This window comes from Cyanobacterium stanieri LEGE 03274 (assembly GCF_015207825.1).
Classification (GTDB): Bacteria; Cyanobacteriota; Cyanobacteriia; order Cyanobacteriales; family Cyanobacteriaceae; genus Cyanobacterium; species Cyanobacterium stanieri_B.
Map to the genome: position 1 here is coordinate 1 of NZ_JADEWC010000048.1, position 9,412 is coordinate 9,412.

Here is a 9,412-nt window from a genome sequence, read left to right on the forward strand (position 1 = left end):
ATGTTTGTCTTAAGAAGGTTAGATTGCCTTTTGGAAGAAACCAAAGACAAAGTAATGGAAGAAGTGAGATTTCAGAGGGAGGATGTGGGCTTAGTTGACTTAGAAGCAGAAGGTTTGAGGGAGGCTTCTGGTTATGTGTTTTATAACATCTCAGAATGGACACTGAAAAAAATAGTTAGTACCGCCGCCAATAACGCTCAAATTTTAGAAGGCAACTTTAGGGCTTATTTAGATGGATTTAGCGATGATGTAAAAGAAATTATTGATAAATTTGACTTGCGTAACCAAATCCGTAAGATGAGTCAAGCGGATGTATTATTGGATGTTTTAGACAAGTTTACTAGCCCTGAAATTAATCTTAGCCCCCATGGGGTAATCGATAACAACGGTAGAAAGTTAGTAGGATTAACTAACTTAGGTATGGGTTATGTATTTGAAGAATTAATCCGTCGTTTCAATGAAGAAAATAACGAAGAAGCAGGGGAACATTTCACCCCCCGTGAAGTAATCCGCTTAATGACTAATTTGTTATTTGTACCAGTTAAAGATAGTTTACCCCCTGTAATTCTAGTGTATGACGGGGCTTCTGGTTCTGGGGGTATGTTAACTGAGTCTCAAAACTTTATTAAAGATACTCAAGGTGATATTGCTTCCTCGGCAACTGTCCATTTATACGGAAAAGAAGTGAATGGGGAAACCTATGCTATCTGTAAATCAGACATGATGATTAAGGGTAATAACCCTGAAAATATTAAGTTTGGTTCAACCCTTGCCACCGATGATTTTGCTGGGCTTAAATTTGATTTTATGCTGGAAAATCCCCCCTATGGGAAGTCGTGGAAGACTGAGCAAAAATATATCATGGATGGTACTAATGTTTTAGATCCTCGTTTTGAAGTACCTTTAACGGACTTTTGGGGGGAGGTTAAAACTGAAAAGGCGGTGCCGAGATCATCGGATGGACAGTTATTATTTTTAATGGATATGGTAAGTAAAATGAAACCCTTATCCCATAGTCCTTTGGGTTCGCGCATTGCATCGGTGCATAATGGTTCGGCTTTATTTACGGGGGATGCAGGAAGTGGTGAGAGTAATATTAGACGTTATATCATTGAAAATGATTACCTAGAGGCGATCGCCCAGTTACCCCAAAACCTATTTTATAACACGGACATCAGTACGTATGTTTGGATATTATCTAACAATAAAAGCCCTGAGAGAAAGGGAAAAGTACAATTAATTGATGCTTCTAATCTTTATCGTAAATTACGCAAAAATTTAGGCAAAAAAAACTGTGAATTTGCCCCCGAAGATATTGAAACAATTACTAATATTTATCTCACTTTATGGGATGATAGTAACGAAAATAATGAGAGTGTGAGTAATTCAAAATGTATTAGTAAAGTATTTAATAATCAAGATTTTGGGTTTTATAAAGTAACCGTAGAACGTCCATTAAGATTAATGGCTCAATGCACCCCAGAAAGAATAGCTAGTTTACGCTTTATTAATGCTATCTCTGAGCCAATGGAGTGGGTTTACAATCATTTTGGGGATAAAGTTTATCAAGACTTAAAAGCCCATGAAAAGGAAATAAAAGACTACTTAGAGAAAGAAGAAATTAGCATCACTTCCGCTAACTTAAAATCATTATTATCTCAGAAAAAATGGCTTGAACAAAAAGAATTAATGGATAGAGCAGGGCAAATTATCAATCATTTAAATACAACAACAGGTATTAATAATAGCGATAAGATATGGACTGATTTTAACTTATTTAGTCAACAAATAGATCAAGCCATTAAACAATTAAATATCAAACTCTCAGCATCCCAGAAAAAGCAATTTTTAGGGGCAGTTAGTTGGGTAGATGAATCGGCCGAAAAGGTTATTAAAAAGGTGCATAAGCTCAAAAAAGAGAAGTTAGAGGAGTTATTAAACCAACTAGGCACAACCAAGGAAAACTTAGCTAATTTTGGTTACTTTCCCACCGATAAACCTGATGTTTATGTGGAATATGAAACCGATACTAATTTACGGGATACTGAAAATATACCTCTTAATTATCGTCCCTCTTCTTCTATTAACTCAGATAACAATTTAACCGCCTCAACCTTTGCCCATAGGGTAGCCATAGTAGAGGGTTATTTTTTAGACGAAGTGCGCCCCCATGTGGAGGATGCTTGGTTGGATATGAGTAAAACTGTCATTGGTTATGAGATTAGTTTCAATAAGTATTTTTATCAGCATCAACCCTTAAGAAGTTTGCAGGAAGTAAGTAAAGAAATGCTAGAGTTAGAAGCACAAACGGAGGGTTTATTAAAGAATTTGCTTAGTTTTTGCGATAAATGAAGCTAAATGCTAATTCACGAAAATTGGTTATAATGTAAAATATATTTTACAAATTAGTTAACTTAGTTAGCCAAAATGTAAAATTAATAAACATTAAAGTACCTTTATGAAAGAAACGATCGCATTTAATTTAATTCGTTATCGTAAGGGCTTACATATATCGCAAGAATCTCTAGCTCAACAAACTGGGGTTACACGACAAACCATTAATAACTATGAAAAAGCAAAAACTTTACCAGATAGTAAAACTCTTAGTGTTTTAGCTAAAAGTTTGGGGGTAACTCTTGATGATATATTACGCCCAATTGATCAACTACCTCAAACGAATAATTTTTGTTTTCGCACTCATTGTAAATTTACTCAAAAACCCCAATTTATAAGTTATGTAGAGAATTTATTAAACACTTATACTGCCCTTGAAGTAGCCGTTGGGTTGCCTCCTTATGCCCCAGAAACAACCCCTTGTAATGTGCTAAAAGATAATGAAAGTCGTATTCAACAAATAGCTAAGTCTTTTCGTCTTCGTTTAGGTATCGGTGATGCACCCATTCCGAATCTATTTGAAGCGATAGAGGAGTTAGGTTTAAAGGTTTTACGACTACCCGTTGAGCAAAAAGACTTTTTCGGGTTAAGTGCCTGTAGTAATAGTCAGGGTGCTTTTGTACTAATTAACACCCATAATATTAGTATTGAAAGACAATTATTTACCCTGGCTCATGAAATTGGACATCTAATTTTTCATCGAGACGAATATCAAAACCGATTAATGATAAGTGAAAGTCGGGAGGAAGAAAAAGCAAGAGAAAAGGTAGCTAATTATTTTGCTAGTCATTTACTTGTATCCCAAACGGCTTTTGATTTAGCTTGTCAAAACATGACTAATTTACTGGAACTTAAAGCTCATTTTCGGGTAAGTTATGCCACTATTATTAAACGACTTGATGAGTTAGGAATAGATAGTTATGGAGAAATGATCAAAAAAATAAGAGCTAACTATAAACGTTTATATAATAAATCTCTTACTAAAGAAATTGAACTTGAACCAAAGTTAGCAGAAAATAATTTTCCTGTTAATCAACGTTATCAAAGTCTTATTTGGAAAGCTCTAAAAGCGGAGAAAATTTCTGAATCAAAGGCTGCGGAACTTTTAAACATTACCATTGAGGCTTTAAGATTGGCAAGAATGCAACAGGAGGTTTATGCTATCGCCTGATGTTGACATTTTAGAGCAGTATGACGGAATTATATTGGACGCAACAGCACTAATTGATTTTGTTTATTTGGGGGATTGGCAATGGCTTCAAAGTCATTACGCCCCCTTATATATTGCTCAAGAGGTTTTAGACTCAGATCAGTTAGAATTAGAAACAAGGGAAGTTGCCCAAAAGTATCTTATTCCCATCCCGTTAGATACTGAGGAAATGTTTAGGAGTTTTATAGATTTTGGTGAGGAATTTCCTTTATTAAGTATGGCGGATAGATCGACTTTGGCTATTGCGAGTCATCGTTTTTTATTGTGTGCTAGTGACGATGGGTTGGTGGTGGAAGCCTGTAAAAAATATCAAATTCCTTATATTAGGGCTTTAAGATTTTTAACGGCAATGGTAAAAACGAATTATAAAACCGTTGCGGAAGTAAAAAGAGATGCTCAAAAATTGATCAATGAAAGGGGAAAACATATTTCTCCTAAAATTATTAGGAGTTGGTATCAGGAGTTATCTAGGCTTTAATTATTCAATTGCTTACTTTATTGTGCTAACTCTCGTAAGGCGTGGCGATATTGTTTCATTACTTCTCCTAACAAAAGCATTAATTATCATTTTCTGAATTATTAACCAAGTCTAAAAAACTGGTTATATCTTCGGGAAAATTACCATTAATAACCATCTTAGAAAATACCTTATAGCAATCTTTTTTATCTCCTTCTTTACGGGGAAAACCTAGCCACAAAATAATAATTGTATTTGCTTCTTTAAATACTCGAAAAAATAGCCGATACCTTGATGGTAAACCCATTTTTTTGAGACGATTATATTTTTGTAAGGGTTTTTTTAGGGCGAAATAAGAGGCAAAAGGATCGTTTGGTATTTTATCTTTTATTCCTTTATCTAATGCTTTTAATAGTTTAACTTCGGGATGGGTAATGAAGTTTTCTGGAGCTAATTTTTGCTTAAGATATTTAACTCTATTTACTAACTCTAACCATTGTTGATAAAAAACAGGATGAAAGTAAATTAAATATCGATTTATTTGTATGGGCTTCATTATTCTTCTATGTCAACACCCGTTAATAAATCATCTATTTCATCGCTCATTTCTTGGGTATAGGGCTTGAGTTGTTCAGGATTTTTTAGGGCATCTTTACTTAAAAAGTCAAGAAAAAGACTCATCATTAATGTTTCTTCTTCTTCCTCCTCGTTGTTATTTTTGGGGTTAATTCGCACTAATAATGTATCGTCGTTTAATACTTCTATTTCTCCTGGGGCTTCGGCAAATTGGGGATTTTCTTTATAAAAGGCACTGGGAAGGCGAAAACCTTGTTGATTGCCTATTTTGGCAGGGTTTATGGTGTATGTTTTTTGTTTCATGACTACGATAAATAGTGTTATTATATTTTGTTATAACATAATTAAAGGGGAAAATATAGCCATTGGGGTTAATATCTTTATTAAGAGGTAATTTCTATGAATTTTGAACAGGAAGAAAGGCAATTAGTAGATAAGTTGGTTACTTATTTTTTGGAGTTGAATAGGCCGTTAATTTTAGTGGAAAATGTACCTGCTAGGGTGAATGAGAAAACGGGAGAGAAGTTTTTTGCACCTGACATAGTGGAACGTTTACAAGATATGATTTTAGGTGATGAAAAACCCCTAAATTTTATTCGAGTGCCTGTCTATCAATTTAATAATGTGGCTTAATTTATGATGCTTAGTTTACCTAAATACGACTGTTATAAAGATTCTGGGGTTGATTGGTTGGGGGAAATTCCAGTCCATGAGCAAGTTAAGAAGTAATAATATTAAAACTCACATTAAAATATAATTAGGTAAAAAAATGGAAGTTATACGCACGGTAAAAATAGTTAAAAACGGTCAAGTTATATTAAGTTTACCTTTGGAATTTTCAGGGCAAGAGGTAGAAATTATTGTTATGAAAAAAGAACATTCTCAAGTTAGAAAAAATAGTTTAAAAGGCTCTTTAAAAATGTATGCTAAACCAGAGTTAATTACTTTGGAGTCAAAGGCGTGGGAAAATGCTACGGAGGAAAAATATGACCATCGTTGATGCTAATATTATCCTTCGTTATGTTCTCGATGACCATGAGGAATTATCCACTAAGGCGGCAGATATTTTAGAAAATAATCGGGTTACTTTACCTATTGCTGTGGCTTGTGAGGTAGTTTTTGTTTTGCAAAAAGTCTATGAGGTGGAGAGGGATAAAATTCAAGAAGTATTAAAGGGATTAGTTGAGGAAGAGTTGGTTTTTCTGGAGAAGCCTGAATTATTACTTAAGGCTTTGGATTGTTACAGGGAAACAAAGTTTGATTTTGTGGATTGTCTTTTATGGGCTTATTCTCAAGTTGATTCGGAATTTGTTTTTACTTTTGATAAAAAATTGGACAAATATATTAAAAAAAATATCTAATTATGATGCTTAGTTTACCTAAATATGACTGTTATAAAGATTCTGGGGTTGATTGGTTGGGGGAAATTCCAGTACATTGGGGCATAACAAGAATGGCTAATTTTGGTAGTTTTACCAAAGGAAAAGGTATTAGTAAAAATGATATTTCTGAACAAGGTTTACCAGCGTTACTTTATGGAGATATATACACAAAATATAATATTAAAACAGATTATTTGATAACAACTGTCCCAAACAATATTGCTAGTAATTCCGCTCAAATTTATTATAATGATATTCTGTTTACAGGTTCTGGAGAAACCCTTGAAGATATTGGAAAATGTATTGTTTATAAAGGGAATAGTGTCGGATATGCTGGAGGAGATGTAATAATTTTTAGACAAAATAAGTGTAATTCTCTTTATCTTTCTTATCTATTTAATTCCTCATTTTTTAATGAGCAAAAAGCAAAATTAGCTAAAGGACAAATCATTGTTCATATTTATTCTTCTAAGTTAAAAACAATTAAATTTTGTTTACCCCCATTAGAAGAACAAGAAAAGATAGTAAAATTTTTAGATAGAAAGTGTGAGGAGGTGGAGAGTGCGATCGCCCTTAAACAAAGATTAATTATACTGTTAGAGGAACAAAGTGCGATCGTTATTAACCAAGCCGTCACCAAAGGCTTAAACCCCAACGCACCGATGAAAGATAGCGGTATTGATTGGCTTGGCGATATTCCATCACATTGGGAAGTAACTAGAATGGCTAATTTCGGTAGTTTCAATAAAGGGAAAGGAATTAGTAAAAATGATATTTCTGAAAAAGGTTTACCAGCATTACTGTATGGAGATATATACACAAAATATAATATTAAAACAGATTATTTAATAACAACCGTCCCAAACAATATTGCTAGTAATTCCGCTCAAATTTATTATGATGATATTCTGTTTACAGGTTCTGGAGAAACCCTTGAAGATATAGGAAAATGTATTGTTTATAAAGGAAATGATATAGGATACGCTGGGGGAGATGTAATTATTTTTAGACAAAATAGATATAACTCTTTATATCTTTCTTATTTATTTAATTCATTTTTATTTAAAGAGCAAAAAGCAAAATTAGCTAAAGGACAAATCATTGTTCATATTTATTCATCTAAACTTAAAAATATTAAATTTTGTATTCCCCCTATTGAAGAACAAGAAAAAATAGTAGAATACTTAGAGCAAAAAACAGCAGAAATAGAAGAATTAAAAGAGAAAACTTTACAACAGATAGGGAAACTAAAAGAGTTTAAACAAATCTTAATCGCCGAAGCGGTGACAGGTAAAATTAAAGTATAAAATTAAAACTATAAATAGTAATAAAGGATAAATAATCAAGCCATGAATATTGACACTTTAAAAGATCAAATAAGATATTTAACCAATGAAGAAGGAAAAAAAACTGATGTTTTAATACCCTTAGCTATATGGGAAAATATTTTACAAAACCTTCCCTTAGAAATAGAAGAAGAAAATGATCATAAAACTCAATTAATAGCCGATTTAAAACAAAGCCTCCTCGATGCTAGAGACGGTAAAACCTACCCCTTAGAACAACTTTGGGAGAATGACTAACCATAAATGAAAGAAATAAAATTTACAGAACCTTTTAAAAGCAGATTAAAAAAACTAAAGAAACGCTATCGGCAAATCAAACAAGATATTCAACCACTTATTAACGAATTACAAGAAGGAAAATTAATCGGAAATCAAATAACAGGAGTATCCCAAATAATTTATAAAGCAAGGGCAAAAAATAGCGATATTCCTACAGGTAAAAGCGGAGGTTATCGGCTCATTTATCAAGTAGTTTCAGGAGAAATAATTTTATTATTAATTATTTATGCCAAATCAGATCAAAATAATATTAGTGCTTCGGAGATAGAAAAAATTGTTAAAGAAATTAATCAGTAGATAAAATGATTTAGCAATCCTACGAGAAAATGGTAGATCTTTTGATGTAGAAATAATCGATTATCACTAATAATTATGACCACAGAATTAATAAAAAATCCCCATGCAGGAGACATCCTTAAACACGAATTTTTAGACCAATTAAACATCAGTCAAAATGCTCTTGCTCGTGCCATTAACGTGCCTCCTAATCGCATTCATTCCATAGTAAAAGGAGAAAGAAGCATCACCGCTGATACTGATTTACGCCTATGCCGTTTTTTTAGACTTTCCGAAGGTTACTTTTTAAGGCTACAAAATAGTTATCAAATTATGGAAGCAAAACGCAAATTAGGAGAACAATTAACCTTAATTACTCCCTTAACTATTGACTAATAATCATTAATATACCATGAACAATATAGACAAAATATTAGATACTAATATAAAACAAAAAATACTTACCATTTGTGCTAAATATGGAGCATTTAATGTCAAAGTTTTTGGATCTTATGCCAGAGGAGAAGCCACAGAAGACAGCGATTTAGACTTATTAATGGATATTGAAAAAGGTAAAAGCCTTTTAAATAGAATTGCCTTAAAACAAGAATTAGAAGACCTTTTAGGAATAAAAGTAGATATAGCCAAACCCAATAATCTCCATGAAACCATCAAAAATCAAGTTCTAGCAGAAGCAATCTTATTATGAACAAAAATTTACTTTATCTTAACAATATAAAAGAATGTATAGAAAATATTGAAAACTATACCAATCAAAATAAACAAGCATTTTTAAATAATAAAATGATGCAAGATGCCGTTATTCGTAACTTAGAAATAATAGGAGAAGCCACCAAAAGATTATCGTCTGATTTAAGAATTAAATATAATCAAGTACCATGGCGACAAATGGCAGGATTAAGAGACGTTTTAATTCATGATTACTTAAGAGTAGATTTAGAAGAAGTTTGGATTATCATAGAAGAAGACTTACCAGACCTAAAAGCACAAATTAATTATATTTTGTTGGAAAATTCTTAAAAAATCATTTTCTTTATACCATTAATAGACATCTCCAAAAAAAAGGAAGCAAAACGCAAATTAGGAGAACAATTAAATTTAATTACTCCCTTAACTATTAACTAAAAAAGATGATAAATACCTTAACAGAACAAAATCAAATACTAGATAAAAATAAAGTATTAGAAGTAATAAAAGGCCAAGAAAATCTGCTTAATAAATATCACATAAAAACCCTAGCTTTATTTGGTTCAACTGCTAGAAATGAAGCTACCGAAAATAGCGACTTAGATTTTTTAGTAGAGTTTAACACAACCCCTACATTTGATAATTATATGGACTTAAAATTTTATTTAGAAGAATTATTTAACAAATCAGTGGACTTAGTTATAAAAGAAGATTTAAAGCCCATAATTAGAGAAGAAGTAATTAAGGAGGCGATTTATGTCTCGTAGTCTTACCCTTTATTTAA

At 32.2% G+C, this 9,412-nt stretch carries 15 protein-coding genes; 13 read left to right on the top strand and 2 right to left on the bottom strand.

Annotation, left to right across the window (positions count from 1 at the left end):
• The 3 genes from IQ215_RS13845 to IQ215_RS13855 all read left to right on the top strand — a co-directional run.
• The coding region (locus IQ215_RS13845) for an HsdM family class I SAM-dependent methyltransferase (RefSeq protein WP_193801995.1) at nt 1-2,352 on the top strand (2,352 nt) is incomplete at its 5' end.
• A gap of 106 nt (nt 2,353-2,458) precedes the next feature.
• Complete coding sequence (locus IQ215_RS13850) at nt 2,459-3,565, top strand: XRE family transcriptional regulator (protein WP_193801996.1); 1,107 nt, start codon at nt 2,459-2,461, stop codon at nt 3,563-3,565.
• The gene (locus IQ215_RS13855; RefSeq protein WP_193801997.1) at nt 3,552-4,082 is read left to right on the top strand and encodes a hypothetical protein; all 531 of its coding nucleotides are present in this window, start codon (nt 3,552-3,554) and stop codon (nt 4,080-4,082) included. Before IQ215_RS13850 ends, IQ215_RS13855 begins: the two co-directional genes overlap by 14 nt.
• 79 nt (nt 4,083-4,161) lie before the next feature.
• Here IQ215_RS13855 and IQ215_RS13860 read toward each other — a convergent pair whose 3' ends face one another.
• Both IQ215_RS13860 and IQ215_RS13865 read right to left on the bottom strand, forming a co-directional pair.
• Nucleotides 4,162-4,617, bottom strand: coding sequence for a type II toxin-antitoxin system YhaV family toxin (locus IQ215_RS13860; RefSeq protein ID WP_193801998.1), 456 nt, complete (start codon nt 4,615-4,617; stop codon nt 4,162-4,164).
• A complete protein-coding gene (locus tag IQ215_RS13865) occupies nt 4,617-4,940 on the bottom strand; it encodes a hypothetical protein (RefSeq protein ID WP_193801999.1) in 324 nt (107 codons plus the stop codon). Before IQ215_RS13865 ends, IQ215_RS13860 begins: the two co-directional genes overlap by 1 nt.
• A gap of 96 nt (nt 4,941-5,036) precedes the next feature.
• Here IQ215_RS13865 and IQ215_RS13870 point away from each other — a divergent pair, with 96 nt between their 5' ends.
• The 10 genes from IQ215_RS13870 to IQ215_RS13915 all read left to right on the top strand — a co-directional run bounded on the left by IQ215_RS13870 (nt 5,037) and on the right by IQ215_RS13915 (nt 9,395).
• Nucleotides 5,037-5,270, top strand: a complete 234-nt coding sequence (locus tag IQ215_RS13870) for a hypothetical protein (protein WP_193802000.1) — start codon at nt 5,037-5,039, stop codon at nt 5,268-5,270.
• Between the two features lie 136 nt (nt 5,271-5,406).
• The gene (locus IQ215_RS13875) at nt 5,407-5,637 is read left to right on the top strand and encodes a hypothetical protein (RefSeq protein ID WP_193802001.1); all 231 of its coding nucleotides are present in this window, start codon (nt 5,407-5,409) and stop codon (nt 5,635-5,637) included.
• Nucleotides 5,624-5,998 (top strand): PIN domain-containing protein, encoded by a 375-nt coding sequence (locus IQ215_RS13880; RefSeq protein ID WP_193802002.1) that lies wholly within the window; start codon nt 5,624-5,626, stop codon nt 5,996-5,998. Before IQ215_RS13875 ends, IQ215_RS13880 begins: the two co-directional genes overlap by 14 nt.
• 2 nt (nt 5,999-6,000) lie before the next feature.
• Complete coding sequence (locus IQ215_RS13885) at nt 6,001-7,326, top strand: restriction endonuclease subunit S (protein WP_193802003.1); 1,326 nt, start codon at nt 6,001-6,003, stop codon at nt 7,324-7,326.
• Between the two features lie 42 nt (nt 7,327-7,368).
• Entirely contained in the window at nt 7,369-7,602 is a 234-nt protein-coding gene (locus IQ215_RS13890; protein WP_193802004.1) for a hypothetical protein, read from the top strand.
• Nucleotides 7,603-7,608: 6 nt separating this feature from the next.
• Nucleotides 7,609-7,941 (top strand): type II toxin-antitoxin system RelE/ParE family toxin, encoded by a 333-nt coding sequence (locus IQ215_RS13895; protein WP_193802005.1) that lies wholly within the window; start codon nt 7,609-7,611, stop codon nt 7,939-7,941.
• A gap of 75 nt (nt 7,942-8,016) precedes the next feature.
• Complete coding sequence (locus IQ215_RS13900; RefSeq protein ID WP_193802006.1) at nt 8,017-8,316, top strand: HigA family addiction module antitoxin; 300 nt, start codon at nt 8,017-8,019, stop codon at nt 8,314-8,316.
• 16 nt (nt 8,317-8,332) lie between these two features.
• Nucleotides 8,333-8,629, top strand: a complete 297-nt coding sequence (locus IQ215_RS13905) for a nucleotidyltransferase family protein (protein WP_193802007.1) — start codon at nt 8,333-8,335, stop codon at nt 8,627-8,629.
• Nucleotides 8,626-8,961: a HepT-like ribonuclease domain-containing protein gene (locus IQ215_RS13910; RefSeq protein WP_193802008.1), complete on the top strand. Its 336-nt coding sequence runs from the start codon at nt 8,626-8,628 to the stop codon at nt 8,959-8,961. Before IQ215_RS13905 ends, IQ215_RS13910 begins: the two co-directional genes overlap by 4 nt.
• Nucleotides 8,962-9,071: 110 nt before the next feature.
• Entirely contained in the window at nt 9,072-9,395 is a 324-nt protein-coding gene (locus IQ215_RS13915; RefSeq protein WP_193802009.1) for a nucleotidyltransferase family protein, read from the top strand.
• The last annotated feature ends 17 nt before the right edge of the window (nt 9,396-9,412 follow it).

Excerpts from the sequence above, each read along its gene's own strand:
- IQ215_RS13910 (WP_193802008.1), top strand. The coding sequence starts at position 8,626 with ATGAACAAAAATTTACTTTATCTTAACAATATAAAAGAATGTATAGAA.
- IQ215_RS13875 (WP_193802001.1), top strand. The coding sequence starts at position 5,407 with ATGGAAGTTATACGCACGGTAAAAATAGTTAAAAACGGTCAAGTTATA.
- IQ215_RS13895 (WP_193802005.1), top strand. The coding sequence starts at position 7,609 with ATGAAAGAAATAAAATTTACAGAACCTTTTAAAAGCAGATTAAAAAAA.
- IQ215_RS13905 (WP_193802007.1), top strand. The coding sequence starts at position 8,333 with ATGAACAATATAGACAAAATATTAGATACTAATATAAAACAAAAAATA.
- IQ215_RS13870 (WP_193802000.1), top strand. The coding sequence starts at position 5,037 with ATGAATTTTGAACAGGAAGAAAGGCAATTAGTAGATAAGTTGGTTACT.
- IQ215_RS13855 (WP_193801997.1), top strand. The coding sequence starts at position 3,552 with ATGCTATCGCCTGATGTTGACATTTTAGAGCAGTATGACGGAATTATA.
- IQ215_RS13900 (WP_193802006.1), top strand. The coding sequence starts at position 8,017 with ATGACCACAGAATTAATAAAAAATCCCCATGCAGGAGACATCCTTAAA.
- IQ215_RS13880 (WP_193802002.1), top strand. The coding sequence starts at position 5,624 with ATGACCATCGTTGATGCTAATATTATCCTTCGTTATGTTCTCGATGAC.
- IQ215_RS13885 (WP_193802003.1), top strand. The coding sequence starts at position 6,001 with ATGATGCTTAGTTTACCTAAATATGACTGTTATAAAGATTCTGGGGTT.
- IQ215_RS13860 (WP_193801998.1), bottom strand. The coding sequence starts at position 4,617 with ATGAAGCCCATACAAATAAATCGATATTTAATTTACTTTCATCCTGTT.
- IQ215_RS13865 (WP_193801999.1), bottom strand. The coding sequence starts at position 4,940 with ATGAAACAAAAAACATACACCATAAACCCTGCCAAAATAGGCAATCAA.
- IQ215_RS13915 (WP_193802009.1), top strand. The coding sequence starts at position 9,072 with ATGATAAATACCTTAACAGAACAAAATCAAATACTAGATAAAAATAAA.
- IQ215_RS13890 (WP_193802004.1), top strand. The coding sequence starts at position 7,369 with ATGAATATTGACACTTTAAAAGATCAAATAAGATATTTAACCAATGAA.
- IQ215_RS13850 (WP_193801996.1), top strand. The coding sequence starts at position 2,459 with ATGAAAGAAACGATCGCATTTAATTTAATTCGTTATCGTAAGGGCTTA.